The organism is Pseudoalteromonas rhizosphaerae, from assembly GCF_028885455.1.
Classification (GTDB): domain Bacteria; phylum Pseudomonadota; class Gammaproteobacteria; order Enterobacterales; family Alteromonadaceae; genus Pseudoalteromonas; species Pseudoalteromonas rhizosphaerae.
This window is the reverse complement of record NZ_CP118496.1, coordinates 2,894,018-2,910,116: the sequence shown is the minus strand read 5'-3', so window position 1 is coordinate 2,910,116 and position 16,099 is coordinate 2,894,018. Positions and strand designations below refer to the sequence as shown.

General features: G+C 42.2%; 11 protein-coding genes. 7 read left to right on the top strand and 4 right to left on the bottom strand.

Features of this window, described 5'->3' with window-relative positions; genetic code table 11:
* Positions 1 to 84: 84 nt before the first annotated feature.
* Positions 85 to 432 (bottom strand): IS66 family insertion sequence element accessory protein TnpB, encoded by a 348-nt coding sequence (gene tnpB / locus PVK79_RS12480; RefSeq protein ID WP_257325731.1) that lies wholly within the window; start codon positions 430 to 432, stop codon positions 85 to 87.
* Positions 432 to 728 carry an IS66 family insertion sequence element accessory protein TnpA gene (gene tnpA / locus PVK79_RS12475; RefSeq protein WP_257325730.1) on the bottom strand — a complete coding sequence of 99 codons (297 nt, stop codon included), beginning with the start codon at positions 726 to 728 and terminating at the stop codon, positions 432 to 434. The genes tnpB and tnpA overlap by 1 nt, the downstream gene beginning before the upstream one ends.
* Positions 729 to 793: 65 nt before the next feature.
* Here tnpA and PVK79_RS12470 point away from each other — a divergent pair, with 65 nt between their 5' ends.
* A complete protein-coding gene (locus PVK79_RS12470; RefSeq protein WP_257325728.1) occupies positions 794 to 1,882 on the top strand; it encodes a serine hydrolase domain-containing protein in 1,089 nt (362 codons plus the stop codon).
* A gap of 254 nt (positions 1,883 to 2,136) precedes the next feature.
* Here the strand turns inward: PVK79_RS12470 and PVK79_RS12465 are convergent, their stop codons facing one another.
* Both PVK79_RS12465 and gltB read right to left on the bottom strand, forming a co-directional pair.
* Positions 2,137 to 3,552 carry an FAD-dependent oxidoreductase gene (locus PVK79_RS12465; protein ID WP_257325726.1) on the bottom strand — a complete coding sequence of 472 codons (1,416 nt, stop codon included), beginning with the start codon at positions 3,550 to 3,552 and terminating at the stop codon, positions 2,137 to 2,139.
* Between the two features lie 9 nt (positions 3,553 to 3,561).
* Positions 3,562 to 8,019, bottom strand: a complete 4,458-nt coding sequence (gltB, locus tag PVK79_RS12460; protein WP_145242134.1) for a glutamate synthase large subunit — start codon at positions 8,017 to 8,019, stop codon at positions 3,562 to 3,564.
* A 791-nt stretch (positions 8,020 to 8,810) separates the two neighbouring features.
* Here gltB and PVK79_RS12455 point away from each other — a divergent pair.
* The 6 genes from PVK79_RS12455 to PVK79_RS12430 all read left to right on the top strand — a co-directional run bounded on the left by PVK79_RS12455 (position 8,811) and on the right by PVK79_RS12430 (position 16,091).
* The gene (locus tag PVK79_RS12455) at positions 8,811 to 10,064 is read left to right on the top strand and encodes an efflux RND transporter periplasmic adaptor subunit (protein ID WP_257325723.1); all 1,254 of its coding nucleotides are present in this window, start codon (positions 8,811 to 8,813) and stop codon (positions 10,062 to 10,064) included.
* 27 nt (positions 10,065 to 10,091) lie between these two features.
* Positions 10,092 to 10,802 carry an ABC transporter ATP-binding protein gene (locus PVK79_RS12450; protein WP_182731947.1) on the top strand — a complete coding sequence of 237 codons (711 nt, stop codon included), beginning with the start codon at positions 10,092 to 10,094 and terminating at the stop codon, positions 10,800 to 10,802.
* A 3-nt stretch (positions 10,803 to 10,805) separates the two neighbouring features.
* The gene (locus PVK79_RS12445) at positions 10,806 to 12,119 is read left to right on the top strand and encodes an ABC transporter permease (RefSeq protein WP_257325720.1); all 1,314 of its coding nucleotides are present in this window, start codon (positions 10,806 to 10,808) and stop codon (positions 12,117 to 12,119) included.
* Positions 12,120 to 12,130: 11 nt separating this feature from the next.
* Positions 12,131 to 13,339 (top strand): ABC transporter permease, encoded by a 1,209-nt coding sequence (locus tag PVK79_RS12440; RefSeq protein ID WP_182719481.1) that lies wholly within the window; start codon positions 12,131 to 12,133, stop codon positions 13,337 to 13,339.
* A gap of 83 nt (positions 13,340 to 13,422) precedes the next feature.
* Positions 13,423 to 14,751, top strand: coding sequence for a sigma-54-dependent transcriptional regulator (locus tag PVK79_RS12435; RefSeq protein ID WP_145242142.1), 1,329 nt, complete (start codon positions 13,423 to 13,425; stop codon positions 14,749 to 14,751).
* Positions 14,751 to 16,091 (top strand): sensor histidine kinase, encoded by a 1,341-nt coding sequence (locus tag PVK79_RS12430; RefSeq protein WP_257325717.1) that lies wholly within the window; start codon positions 14,751 to 14,753, stop codon positions 16,089 to 16,091. Before PVK79_RS12435 ends, PVK79_RS12430 begins: the two co-directional genes overlap by 1 nt.
* Positions 16,092 to 16,099 lie beyond the last annotated feature (8 nt).

The window sequence follows — 16,099 nt, the reverse complement described above, 5'->3', positions numbered from 1 at the left end:
AACAAAATTTCATGCACCTTTCTCGTTTGCATAGCAGATAAAATCTGATGTGTGGCAATGATCGTTTACTGTGAATATGATCAATTAGATCATAGACTGATACTGTAATTCTTCATGACCAAGCACGTCATATCCCGACAATAACCAATCCAGTTGTTGAGGACTGAGCTCAAACTCTTGCAAGCAGGCTTTGGTTGGCCATTTGAACTTTTGTTTTTCTAAGCGCTTATACCACAAAGCAAACCCCGTTTTATCCCAGTAAACCAGCTTGAGTTTATCTTTCGCTTTATTGCAGAACAAAAATAATGCGCCAGTGTAAGCATCACGTTCAAGCTCGCTTTCAACGAGTGCGACTAGACCATCAATGGATTGTCGAAAATCCACAGCATCGCGGTGTAAGTAAATACATTGAGGTTCAACAAACATTTTCATCAGGCAAACTCGCGTAGTAATTGGCCCAGATAAGATGCAGGCGTTGTGGGGGGTAAGCTGACTTTTACGTTGCTAATCGTAAGGATGATTGGCTGTTGCGGTTCGATAACATCGACGTGTTTCGTGACGTTTGCTCGAACAAAACTGCCTGATGAGGCATTAAGCTTACTTCGTGCGGCATAAAAAGTTGTTTTTGATAACGCATTTTGATGGCAATAGTCAGTGATAGTTAAATCGCTGGCTTGTTGTTCTTCGATAATACAGCGCCACTGCTCAAGGCTACGTGTTTTTCTCATGGCTATCTCCTCATTGAAATTCGGAAATAGCTTAATCATTTTGACCAGTTACTGGCAGGTGCATTTTGCTAGACGCTTACGATACATTAGCGAAATTTATTCCTGATATTAACCCTGAATTTAGGTATTTAACGATTGATAGAATTTTAAGCCATACTTCTGGTCTACCAGATTACTTAGGGGACCCTTCAGTAAGTAAAATTTATGATAAATATGCTTCTATTGATCAAGTTATACAAAGTATAAGTAAACAACCTCTTAACTCAGAACCTGGTAAAAAATATAGTTATTCAAATTTGGGTTACGTCTTTCTGGGAAAAGTCATTGAAACTGCTTCTGGTACTCCATATGACCAGTTCATGTCAAACACATTTTTTAAACCTCTGAAAATGGATAATACTTTTGTTATTACTAAAGGTACATCTGCTGGGGAAATAAACGGCTACACTACTAGTCGTAATGAGCCTAAAAAGTATATTAATCCGGAAGATTCAACTGAAAGGCGATGGAATGTTGATCGTAGTTGGATCTATTCTGCGGGCGCTATTGCTTCTACACTTGCTGATATGCACCTTTGGCAGAATGCATTAAAGTCAGGGCATGTAATTTCAAAAGAAAGCTATAAACTAATGACCTCCAAGGCATTATTAAATAATAATGCGCATGTGAATTATGGATATGGCTTAGATATATACAAAATAAGTGGATTAGATAGCTTTAGCCACCAAGGTCAGGTTCCCGGATTTTTTGCTTGGCATGTCTATTTCCCAAATGAAGATTTAACCGCTACAGCGTTAACCAACATCGACACAAAACACCCTGGTCCCGCTTTATTAGACATGGTAGCACTACAATTAAATTTATCCCCTAAGCCAGTAAATAGTCAAAAAGCAAAGGCTATAGCTGCATCTTTAGTTGGAAGTTATCGTTCTTCCGATTCGAAAATTTTAAAAATCTCGTTTGAAAAAGGTACACTTTACTCTCAATATGAAGGTGAGAATAAAATAAAAATCATACCCCGGGAAAACAACTCGTACTCTTATGAGTGTACTGAAAATTACTTTCAGCTTAGAGAAAACAATGGGAAACATGAAATCGTCCCAGTGTATTTATATCAAGGTGAGCAAGAAGCACTTGTTAAATTAGAATTATGAAAAATAGGCTAAGGTTATCAACGGCTGCTCATAGCACATTTAACAAAACCGATAATGCAAAGCCTTGATGCAGACTGATAGGCTATTTTTTCGTTGGGTTTAGTTATCCCCTACCTACGTTGCTTAATTTAACACCGCGCAAACTTTAAGCTTATGGCTTAAATTTTACGACTTAGCGCTTAAAACTCTACTATCCAAGCCATAAAAAAAGCAAGCCAATCGGCTTGCTCTTTACTCTTTGACTCGTAAAAGTCTTACACTTTCAAGTAGTCCATGATCCCTTCGGCGGCGTTACGCCCTTCGAAGATTGCGGTGACTACTAAATCTGAGCCGCGTACTATATCGCCGCCAGCAAAGATTTTAGGGTTAGTTGTTTGATGGGTAAATTCACCTTGCTCTGGTGCGTTAATGCCGCCCCAGTGATTTATCTCTACATCGTATTTTTCTAACCAGTCCATTTTGTGTGGTTTGAAACCAAATGCCATTATTACTTGGTCGGCTTCAATCACATGTTCTGAGTCAGGTACTACTTCTGCGCGGCTGCGGCCTTTTTCATCTGGTTCACCCATTTGGGTTTTTACCATTTGTACGCCTGCAACATGGCCGTTGTCGTTTAGTACGATACCGGTTGGTTGCACGTTAAAAGTAAATTCAACGCCCTCTTCTTTGGCGTTTTTCACTTCACGTCTTGAACCTGGCATGTTTTCTTCATCACGACGATAAGCACAGATTACTTTTTCCGCACCTTGACGAATTGAAGTACGTACACAGTCCATCGCGGTATCACCACCACCAAGTACCACAACCTTTTGGTTAGCCATATCAAGATAAGCTTGGTTAGACTCATCATAGCCCATTACGCGGTTGGTATTACCAATTAAGAACGGTAATGCATCATGTACACCTGGTGCATCTTCGTTTTCAAGGCCAGCACGCATGCTTTGATAAGTCCCCACTCCCAAAAATACTGCGTCGTATTCGGCCAATATCTCATCCATAGTGATATCAACACCGACTTCAGTGTTAAGTTTAAACTCAACCCCCATTTCGGTGAAAATTTCACGACGTTTTTGCATGACTTGTTTTTCAAGTTTGAACGATGGAATACCAAAAGTAAGCAAGCCACCAATTTCTGGATGACGGTCAAATACCACTGGTTTTACACCATTACGCACTAGAATATCAGCGCAACCTAGGCCTGCAGGGCCGGCACCGATGATAGCTACTTTTTTATCGGTCCATACCACGTACGACATATCAGGCTTCCAGCCCATTTTAAATGCAGTATCAGTAATATATTTTTCAATATTACCGATTGTTACTGCACCAAACTCTTCGTCTAATGTACATGAACCTTCACACAAACGATCTTGCGGGCACACCCGGCCACACACTTCTGGTAAACTATTTGTGCGGTGTGATAGCTCCGCAGCTTCAAGAATACGGCCAGTACGAATTAACTTTAACCACTGTGGGATATAGTTATGCACTGGGCATTTCCATTCACAATACGGGTTACCACAATCTAGGCAGCGGTCCGCTTGTGAGTTTACTTGCTTCTCTGAAAAGGGTTCGTAAATTTCAACAAATGATTTTTTACGTGACGAAATTGGCTTTTTGCGGGGATCAACCCGCTGCACGTCTATAAATTGATATACATTCTCGCTCATACTACCCCCTTACTGTGCTTGAACACGAAGTTCAGCACTACTACGAGCGCGATGCCCGAGTAAACTTTTCACATCACTTGATTTTGGCTTAACTAGTTTGAATTTTGGTAAATACGTTTCAAAACTGGCTAAAATAGTTTCTGCACGGCTTGAGCCTGTTAGTTCTAAATGCTCAGCAATTAGACCACGCAAATGCTCTTGGTGTGACGCTAGCTCATCTAAAAGCACCACTTCGACTAGCTCTGGATTAATGCGTTTTTCAAAGTCATTACGCTCATCCAAAATATAGGCAAAGCCACCGGTCATACCTGCACCAAAGTTCACGCCTACATTGCCCAACACGCAAACTACGCCACCGGTCATGTACTCACAGCCATTATCACCTACGCCTTCAACAACCGCTTGCACGCCTGAGTTACGAACCGCAAAACGCTCTCCCGCACAACCTGCAGCAAACAGCTTGCCACCCGTTGCACCATATAAACAGGTATTACCTGCGATGGTCGCTTTGTGACTTTCAAATGACGAACCCAGTGGTGGGCGAATAACCAGCTTACCGCCCGCCATGCCTTTGCCTACGTAATCGTTAGCATCGCCGACTAGGGTCATTTCTAGGCCACCAGCATTCCATACACCAAATGATTGACCAGCGGTTCCGTGTAACTCAATCGAGACAGGATCAGCTGCCATGCCTTGATTGCCATGCTTATCGGCTATATAACCCGATAACATCGCGCCCACTGAACGGTCAGTGTTACAAATACGGCTGACCAGTGAAATACCGCTGCTCTCATCAATTGCTTGTTGAGCTTTAGCAAGTAAGGTTTCATTCAACTTACCTAAATAATGTGACGTATTAGGTGCGCTGCAGTATAAGGTTTCACCAGTTGGGTTATTCGGCTGTGCAATCACTGACGATAAGTCAATTTTTTGCTGCTTTGCCGTTTTACCTTCAATCGCTTCGAGTAAATCAAGACGACCGATTAAGTCTGTTAGTTTGGCAACCCCTAGGCTTGCCATAATTTCACGGGCTTCTTGAGCAATAAACTTAAAGTAGTTCATCGCCATTTCTGGTAGGCCATGGAAATGTTTTTGACGCAATGTTTCGTCTTGCGTTGCTACACCGGTTGCACAGTTATTTAGGTGGCAAATACGCAGATACTTACAACCAAGCGCAACCATAGGACCCGTACCAAAACCAAAGCTCTCTGCACCTAAAATAGCTGCTTTGATGATATCAAGGCCGGTTTTTAAACCACCATCAGTTTGCAAACGAATACGATGACGTAAACCGTTTTCAACCAGCGCTTGTTGTGTTTCAGCAAGACCAAGCTCCCACGGGCTACCCGCATATTTAACCGACGTTAGCGGGCTTGCGCCAGTACCGCCGTCATAGCCTGAAATAGTAATTAAATCAGCATATGCTTTAGCAACACCAGTGGCGATTGTGCCCACACCTGGCTCTGATACTAGTTTTACTGAGATCAACGCTTTAGGGTTTACTTGTTTTAAATCGAAAATAAGCTGAGCTAAATCTTCAATCGAATAAATATCGTGATGCGGTGGTGGCGAAATTAAGGTCACCCCCGGTACCGAGTAACGAAGCTTAGCAATATACGGGGTTACTTTTTCGCCCGGCAATTGCCCGCCTTCACCTGGTTTTGCACCTTGCGCTACTTTAATTTGAATAACGTCAGCACTGCGTAAATAATGTGGTGTTACCCCAAAACGACCTGACGCAACTTGCTTGATACGTGAATTTTTCTCGGTACCATAGCGTAGTTTGTCTTCGCCGCCTTCACCTGAATTTGAACAGCCACCTAAGCGGTTCATCGCAATTGCAAGCGCTTCATGCGCCTCTGGCGATAATGCACCGATACTCATTGCCGCCGAGTCAAAACGCTTATATAGCTCAGTTGCTGGCTCAACATCATCAATACTGATCCCTTCTGCTGGCAGTTTCAGTGCAAGCATGTCACGTAATGTGGCAATTGGGCGCTTATTAACAAGATCTGCGTATACGCTGTAATCAGAATATTCACCTGAGCGCACCGCTTTTTGTAGCGTTTGAATAACATCTGGGTTGTACGCGTGATACTCGCCGTCATGCACATACTTTAATAAGCCGCCATGGCTGAGTAATTTACGTTTACTTAATGCCAAAGTATGTAACTTGCGTTGGTCATCATCAAAATCAGTAAAACACGCGCCTTTAATGCGACTTGCCACACCATTAAAACAGGTATCAACAATTGCATCCGACAAACCAACTGCTTCAAACAACATTGAACAACGATACGATGCCACGGTACTAATGCCCATTTTTGACATGATCTTGTACAAGCCTTTGTTGATTGCATTACGATAAGCAAGCGTAACTTGGCAATAGCTCTTGTTGATCACTTTAGAGTCGCTCATCGCAACCAGTGATTCATATGCTAAGTACGGGTAAATTGCCGTTGCACCAAAACCAATTAATACCGCAAATTGATGCGCGTCACGGACACTACCTGTTTCAATGATGATATTTGATTCACAACGTAAATTGTTATCAACTAAACGCTTTTGTACCGCTCCAACAGCCATAGCGGCAGGAATTGGTAATTTATTCTCATCAAAATTACGGTCACTCAAAAACAACATGACACAGCCACCAGCTGCTTTTTCTTGCGCTTCGTCACAAATACGGATTACTGCATCACCAAGGCCTTCTTCTTTGCTGTAGGTGATATCGATTTTGCAATAGCTGTAATGAGCCTGATCAGCGCTCAATAATTGTTGCATGTCTGCATACATTAGAATTGGAGTATCAAACTGTAGACGCTTAGCGTGGCCGGTGGTCTCGTTAAACACGTTTTGCTCACTACCGATACAGGTCGCCAGCGACATTACATGGTTTTCACGCAGTGGATCGATTGGCGGGTTAGTTACTTGCGCAAACTTTTGACGGAAGTAATCAAACAATGAACGGTTACCTTCAGAAAGCACTGCAAATGGCGTGTCATCCCCCATAGAACCGGTTGCTTCTTGACCAATTTCACCCATTACGCGAATAACGCTATCAAGTTCTTCATTGGTGTAACCAAACATTTTTTGATATTTCAGTAATGTTTCATCATCAAATGAACGGTTGCCCGCATCTTGCTCTGATAGCTGCTCAAACGGCGTTAAGCGCTTAACATTGGCCTCAAGCCATGCTTTATATGGGTGGCGAGATTTAAGGTCGCGATCAATTTCGTCTGAGTGCCAAATTTTACCTAACTGAGTATCAATAACTAACAGCTCACCAGGGCCAACGCGGCCTTTCTCAACCACTTCATCCGCAGTGTAATCCCAAATACCCACTTCAGAAGCTAGGGTAATAAAGCCATCTTGAGTGATCACATAACGTGCAGGACGCAGACCATTACGGTCCAAGTTACACGCAGCAAAACGCCCATCAGACATCACAATACCAGCTGGGCCATCCCATGGTTCCATGTGCATAGAGTTAAAGTCGTAAAATGCACGTAAGTCATCATCCATCGCACGGTTTTTCTGCCATGCAGGTGGTACTAGCATTCGCATAGCACGAAATAAATCCATGCCACCAGCTAAAAACAACTCAAGCATATTATCTAGGCTTGATGAATCTGAGCCGGTTTCATTGACAAATGGTGCTGCTGATTGCAAATCTGGAATAAGCGGCGATGCAAACTTATATGAACGAGCACGAGCCCACTGGCGGTTACCTTGTATGGTGTTGATTTCACCGTTATGCGCTAAATAGCGGAACGGCTGAGCCAAAGGCCAACGCGGTTGTGTATTAGTTGAAAAACGTTGGTGAAATACACAAATTGCGCTGGTCATGCGGATATCGGCTAAATCTAAATAGAAGTTAGGCAAATCCACCGGCATCATTAAGCCTTTGTAGATAGTTACTAACCCTGACAAGCTGGCAATGTAAAAGCCTTCATCTTCGCTTAAACGCTTTTCAGCACGACGGCGCGCAACGTATAAACGACGCTCTAAATCTTTTGGGCGCCAGCCTTCTGGTGCATTAACAAAAATCTGTTCAAATTTAGGTAACTGCTTTATTGCAATTGGCCCTAAACATGATTCATCTGTTGGCACAATTCGCCAACCTTGAATATTGAGGGTTTCTTTTTCGAGTTCTTCACTCAATATATCTTTTGCAGCTTGCGCAAGTACTGGATCTGAGTTTAGGAAAATCATGCCAACGGCATAATTTTTACCCAAGTGCCAATTTTTTTCAGCGGCAATAGCACGAAAAAAGCTATCTGGCTTTTGTAATAATAAGCCACAGCCATCGCCTGTTTTACCATCGGCAGAAATACCACCACGGTGTTCCATACGGTCTAAGCCAGTGATCGCTGTTCGAATTAAACGATGACTTGCCTGACCATTAACTTGGGCTATTAAGCCAAAGCCACAATTATCTTTTTCTAATTTTGAGTCGTATAACATAGACCCCTCCCCTTGCTACAACAGCTAGCTATGAATGACCTTCTCGACGGTTTGCTAGCAGACAGTCAAAACTATCGCCAATTGTACATTGAGTCAATAGCACATTGAATACATATTCACATTCTTGAATATTTCTCACCACAACACAATCTTTTTATTTCATGCCTATTTTTAACATTTAGCGATATTTTACCCGTTATTTTTTTATGACACTGGTGTCATATTTAACAAGTTGTAAAATAACCGCTCTATAAACCTGCAGTTTACGTTAACGTAAACCAGAGTAAAAATGAATAAATATTCACTGAGTTATGTGGCGAAAATAAATGCTTTCTTTTTTATTGAATCTCTTTGCTGTCGTTCAAGGTCGATACCACAGTGCACATTAGAGTAAATACTCTTTCCAGTGTCTTTTTATGGGTAAATTTAAAGCCACTAATTAATGCATAATTATCATCACAACAGTCACATTTTGCATAATTTACGCTAGTTAGTAAGTTTTTAGCTTGCTCACCCTGTTGACGCCTGCGGCAGCTTCTTAGCCGCCACAGTAAAGTGTCCGCAGCGGACACAATTTATGTCCGCGGACACCAAATAATTTAAAAATAAATAATTATTTCATTAAAATCATGACATTAAATAGTGGCATGATATTCGAATAAACATTAAAAGATAATTACAGGACACAACTTATGTTTATTCTCAGTTTATTTTTAGTTTCACCAATCACTGTCTTAGTAGTGAGCTTGATGATCACTTACTGCGAGAATAGACATAGCTAAGGATCACTCATGATAAAAGATACCAGCGCACAAGATGTAAGTATTACGCAAAGACGTAGTTACAAAAAACCATTAATAGTACTGGCGCTATCACTTGCTGTACTTGCTTTATGTGCACAAGCATTTATGGGTAACAATCAAGGCAGTATTTCTGTTGAGCGGGCTTCTTTACAGATTGCTACCGTTAATATTAGTCGTTTAGTACGTGATGTAGCCGCCAGCGGTAAAATTGTTGCTGCAAATGCTCCCAAGGTTTATAGCCCAGAACGTGGCTATGTGGATTTACAAGTTAAAGCCGGTGATAAAGTAAATAAAGATGACATTATTGCTTTAGTCGATAGCCCAGAACTCAATAATGAACTAAAACAGCAACAATCGGTGTTAGCCCGCCTTGATGGTGAATTACAACGTAAGCACTTAGAAGCACGCCGACAAAAGTTAAGCTTAACCAAAACGCTTGATCTCGCCCAAGTAGAGCTCAATGCAGCAGACAGGGAAAATCGCCGTGCTAAGCTTTCTATCGAAAAAAACTTGATCAGCCAAATTGATTTAGAAAAAGCAGTTGATGATCTTGCCCGTGCCAAGCTTTCTTACAAACACGCTCAACAAGAAGTTGAACTTGCTAAAGATACACTCGCATTTGAACTCAAAGCTGCAGAGCGCGATCTCGCTCGCCAACAACTGATCGTTGATGATTTAAATCGCCAAGTCAGAAACTTAACTATTAAAGCCAGCGTCACCGGCATTGTTGGTAACCTGCTTGTACAACAAAAAGAAGCCGTTACCCAAAGTCAGCCGTTAATGACGCTGGTTGATTTAAGTAATTTTGAAGCACAACTGCAAGTACCTGAAAGTTACGCCAACGAACTCGGTTTAGGAATGGAAGTTGAGCTCACACTCGGGGCAAAAAAAGTGACTGGTGTGTTGTCGGCAATTTCGCCGGAAGTTAACAATCGTGAAGTAACTACTCGAGTACGCTTTGACGAAGAGCTAAAAGGCATTCGCCAAAACCAGCGATTAACAGCGCGCATTTTATTAGAAAATCGTGATGACGTTTTACAAATCAAACGCGGTGCGTTTATGCAGCAAGGTGGTACGCAGGTTTACAAAGTTATCGGCGACACCGCACAACTGGTAAATATCACAACCGGGGCAAGCAGCATCAACGCAATAGAATTGCTACAAGGTGTTAGCTCAGGCGATCAGCTGATCATCTCCAGTTACGATAACTTTAAACAAGCGCCAACATTATTACTGAGATAAGAACAAACATATTACAAGGATCAACTCATGCTTAAAATGAACAATATTAGTAAACTGTATCAAACAGAAATGGTGCAAACCCATGCACTACGCGACTTTAATTTGCACGTAGATGAAGGTGAGTTTATTGCAGTAACTGGCCCTAGTGGCTCCGGGAAAACCACCTTTTTAAATATCGCAGGCATGTTAGAACCTTTTAGCAGTGGTGAATATCTGCTCGATGGTATTGATGTTGGCAAACTGAACGACAATCAACGGGCGGATTGTCGCAATCAAAAAATTGGTTTTATTTTCCAAGGCTTCAACCTGATCCCTGATTTAAATTTATATGAAAACATTGAAGTGCCACTGCGCTACCGAGGTATTAAAGCAAGCGAGCGTAAACGTCGTATTGAACAGTGCTTAGAACAAGTAGGTCTAGCTTCACGCGCTAAACATTTGCCGCAGCAGTTATCAGGTGGTCAACAGCAACGGGTAGCGATTGCCCGCGCCCTCGCCGGTGAGCCGCGCTTTTTATTAGCCGATGAACCAACAGGTAACCTAGACAGCTTAATGGCACGTCAAGTGATGGAGTTGCTGGAGCAAATTAACCGTGACGGCGCGACCATCATTATGGTGACTCATGACCCAGAACTTGCCCGCAGAGCACCTCGTAATATTCAAGTGGTTGATGGTCAACTTGCCGACTTTACCTTGTATCAAGGCGCGCAAAACCTAAAAAATGTGGCTGGAGTGTAACTTATGCTATTACATTACCTCGATTTAAGTTGGCGTAGTTTTAAGCGCACACCACTGGTAAGCATGTTAATGGTGCTAGCCATTGCTATTGGGATTGGTGTAACCATGACCAGTTTAAGCGTTTATCATATGATGTCGGCGGATCCTATTCCCGAAAAAAGCAATCAACTTTATACTGTGCAATTACAAACCATGGATGAAGGCCATACGTGGTGGACCGAGGATAACCTTCCTATGCAACTGACTTATCAAGATGCAGTCAATTTGCAGAATGCGCCGGTTCCTGAGAAAAAGGTCGCGATGATGCGTACTGGATTCTCAGTGTATCTAGACTCAAACAAAGTAAAGCCGTTTACCAGTAATGCACGGATGACTACGCCTGATTTTTTTAATATGTTTAATGTATCGTTTATTTACGGCGGTGAATGGAGTGAACAACAAGAGCAATCTGCCGCCCCTGTGGTGGTGATTTCAAAAGAACTCAACGATAAACTGTTTGCAGGAAACAACTCAATTGGCCAATTGATCTACTTAGATGATTACAGCTACGAAGTTGTTGGTGTGATCGCTGACTGGTCACTTAACCTTAAGTATTATGATTTAAATAATGGTGCATTTAATGAACCTGAAGAATTATTTTTACCATTTAGCTTAGTCAAAACCAAAGAGCTCACTAGTTGGGGCAACAGCAACGGTTGGAAACATGAGAATATCAATAGCTACGCCGATAGAATGCAATCGGAAATAGTTTGGATCCAATTTTGGGCGCAACTAGATAACGCGGAGCAAAAAGCAAACTACGAAAATTATCTTAATTCTTACATTCAAGAGCAAAAAAAGCGCGGCCGCTTTGCCCGAGAAAAACCCGAATATAAGCTACGTGATGTTAACCAATGGATGCAATACAACAATGTCGTTAGTGAAGACAATAAAATATTGGTCGGCTTAAGTTTTATGTTTTTAGCAGTGTGTTTAGCCAATATTCTTGGTTTATTGCTAGCTAAGTTTTTGCGTCGGGCACCGGAGGTAGGTGTGCGCCGAGCACTAGGCGCCAGTAAACGACAAGTGTTTTTACAACACCTTGTTGAAGTGGCTATGCTTGGATGTTTTGGCGGCCTAGTCGGTATCGTACTTGCGCAATTAGGTTTGTGGGCTGTTCGTCAAAGCTATGATTACTATTCATCAATCGCCACAATGGATATCACTATGTTACTCAGTGCGCCTGTTATCGCTATTACAACCTGCATAGTAGCCGGGCTTTATCCTGCATGGCTGGTTTGCCGTACTAACCCAGCTATTTATCTTAAAAGCCAATAAGGAGCACACTAATGTTAGAGATCAAACCTATATTTCATGCTCTTTGCCGCTCAAAAGTCGGGGCAATATTACTCTTAATTCAAATTGCCATAACCACCGCAATCGTTAGTAATGCGGCATTTATTATCCAAGATAGAGTCGCTTTTTTAAATCAAGACACTGGCTATCCTGAACACGATATTTTTAAATTCAATGTGATGACCTTTGGTAAAGATATCGATATAAGTCAACAGTTTGAATTAGACGAAGCGATGTTAAGAGCACTACCTGGGGTTGTAAATGCAGCGCAAAGCAGCAGTATTCCCCTATCCGGTAGTGGCAGTGCATCAAGCTTTAATTTGAAACCGGCTCCTCAAGAAAGTAAAAGTATCCGTAGTTCTTATATTTTCATTGATGAGCATGGTTTAGACACTTATGGTGTAAAACTAATTGCAGGGCGCAACTTTACAGAGGATGAAGTAACAATCACTAATTCACCTACTGAGAGAACTACCAATGTTACTGTCGTCACTCAAGCTTTACTCGATGAACTTTTTCCTGAAGGTGATGGCCTCGGCAAAACAATTTATTTTGGCGATTTGCCTTTAACGATTATCGGTGTGGCAGATCATATGAAGAGCCCTTGGCTTAAAGATAGTCACCCAAATAATGTTGCGCTGATCCCTTATATTCAAGGCAAAACTTACGCACAATTTGCAGTCAGAACCAAGCCTGGTCAACGTGCAGCTGTGATGAAGCAAATCGAAACCGCGATGCTAAATAATTACAATAAACGGGTGATCAACAATATCAATGGCTTAGATCAACTTAAAGACGAATATGTTGCAGCAGACAAATTGATGATGCGTATGCTGATTGTGCTCATCACGATATTAGTACTGGTAACTGCATTGGGGATTTTTGGCTTAACCTTATTTAATATCAGCAAACGCACCAAGCAAATAGGCACTCGCCGTGCATTAGGAGCCAGAAAATCAGCCATTATTAACTACTTTTTAGTTGAAAATGCGATGATCTGCTGCGTGGGGTTGCTCCTTGGCATTATTGCGGCGCTGTTACTTGGTCAATTATTAATGCAGCACTTTTCAATTGCCGCACTGCCGCCGAGCTATATCGCAGGCACTGCAATTATGGTGTTTGTTATGAGCTTACTTGCCGTGTTTGGCCCTGCAAAACGTGCCGCCAACATATCACCGAGTATCGCCACGCGAACAATATAAAGCAGCTCCCAACCTATGCTACACTGGTTTAATACCGTGTAGCATTTTGAAATAAAGATAACAAAAACAGCGATTAAATTCACATGGAAAAAATACTTATTGTCGATGACAACCCTGCCATATTAGAAGCCTTGTCATTACTGTTAGAAATTCATGACTATCAGGTTGTGACTGCAAAAACGCAGCTTGAAGCCTTACAAATAGTGCAATACCAACGTATCGCGCTGGTTATTCAAGATATGAATTTTAGTAATGACACCACCTCTGGCGAAGAAGGTAAAGCGTTGTTTTATCAACTAAGAGCTCTCAACCCGCACTTACCGATTATTTTGATCACCGCGTGGACTGAACTGGCCAGCGCCATAGAGCTAGTCAAAGCCGGCGCCGCTGATTACTTACCTAAACCATGGGACGATAGCAAGCTCCTCACCTGTGTTAATAACTTAATCGAACTTGGCCAAGCAAAACAACAAAATGTAATGTATGCGCGCCACCAGCAAGAGCGAACATCAAGTTTAGCCGATGCCAACCTAGTTGGTTTAGTGTATCAAAGTACCGCCATGGAAAAAATTCTCAATATGGCAATACAAGTCGCTAAGTCAGATGTCTCTGTGCTAATAACAGGTGCAAATGGCAGTGGTAAAGAACGCATTGCACAAATTATTCAAGCCAATTCTCACTTAAACCATGCCCCGTTTTTGACCATCAATGCCGGAGCCCTGCCCCATGATTTAATTGAAGCCGAATTATTTGGCGCTGAAGCGGGTGCTTATACTGGCATCACCAAACAGCGAATTGGTCGCTTTGAGGCCGCTGATGGTGGTACGCTGTTTTTAGATGAAATTGGTAACCTGCCATTATCAGGGCAAATGAAACTACTGCGCGTGTTACAAACTGGTGAGTTTGAACGACTCGGTTCAACAAAAACACAAAAAGTAAATGTTCGGGTTATTTCAGCTACCAATGAAGATTTAAAAGCGGCCATTCATGCAGGTCGATTTAGAGAAGACTTATATTATCGCCTCAACGTGATTGAGCTAAATTTACCCAGTTTAGCGCAAAGACCAGATGACATTTTAGCGCTTGCTAAACACTTCTTAGGCGAGCGCGAATTATCGCTTACAACAGAGCAAGGATTACTCGCGCACAATTGGCCCGGCAACGTTCGTGAGCTAGAAAATGCCTGTAAACGCGCAGCCGTACTCAAACCTAATGGCGACATTACCCTCGATGATTTTGCTCTACAATCGCAACCGCTGCACACTAACTTTGCTAAACAAGAACCCAGTAGAGTAGAACTAGAACAAGCTATGCGTCAGCACCAAGGAGTGATCGCAAAAGTTGCCAGACAGTTTGGTTTAAGTCGTCAAGCACTGTACCGCCGTTTGCAGAAATTTGAGATTGATTACTAATGGAAAAAAATAAACCTGCACTGTCTCTCACTCGTAAAATAGTGCTGATATGTAACATCTCTGCACTTATTCCTGTTTGGCTCATCTGCTGGTTAACCCATTTAAGCTGGCCTTCACTATTAATAACAACGCTGCTCACATCGCTGCTGGCAAGTTATTTATCTTTTCGGCTCAGCCGCACTCTGGTGCAAGGCATACACTCACTTGAAACTGGTTTGCTTAATTTTAAAGACGGTGAATTAGCCACCTTACTAGCTTATAACGACAACGATGAATTAGGCCGCTTGTGTCAATTGTGTAATCAAACTGCAAAGCAATTACGCCAAGAGAAACAATGGATCTATCAGCGCGAGCTGATGCTTGATAAAGTGCTACAAAGCTCTCCCCAAGCCGTTATTTTAAAAAATGATAAAGGCTTTATTGTTTATAGTAACTACAGTGCCCGAGACCTTTTTAATGCCAAAACAGCGCTTGAAGGAAGTCAGTTTGCACACCTGCTTGAAAATGCTCATCCACAGTTAAACAATGCTTTAACGCGCGGTAGCGATGGTTTATTTACGCTAGATACTGAAGACCAAGAATCTCAAGCGTGGCATTTATCAACCGGTAAGTTATTACTTAACAATCAATACCATTACTTATATGTCTTTAAACAACTCACCCGCGAACTTAGCCGTCAAGAAGTCGAGGTGTGGAAAAAGGTCATTCGGATCATCAGTCACGAACTTAATAACTCTCTGGGTCCCATGTCGTCAATGCTGCACAGCGGCCAGTTACTCAGTGAAAAAGTTGACGAACCCAGACTTAGCCGCGTGTTTGCTACCATTTCTGAACGCATCAAACATTTAAACGACTTTGTACAAGGCTATGGCAAATTTGCCAAACTGCCCACTCCTCAGCCAAGCGCAATTAATTGGCAAGTGTTGCTCACACAACTGCAAAATCAATGGTGTTTTATGCTCGATATAAGTAATGACGTGCATACACTGGCTGATCCGACTCAAGTCGAGCAGCTACTGATCAACTTAATAAAAAATGCTCACGAATCAGGCTCTGCAAGCGAACATATAAGTGTCACTGTTACACAGAATATTAAAGGCACACATATCAGTGTAAACGACCAAGGTAAAGGTATGAGTGAGCAAGTGATGGCCAATGCATTAATCCCATTTTATTCAACTAAAGTCGCTGGTAGTGGTTTGGGGTTAGCATTGTGCCGTGAAATAGTCGAAGCGCATCATGGTCAAATTAGCTTACACAATCGTAAGCACGGTGGGCTTAGTGTTCATGTCATTCTGCCCCACGGTCCTAACAAACAATCACAAAAAAGCCGCAATTAAGCGGCTTT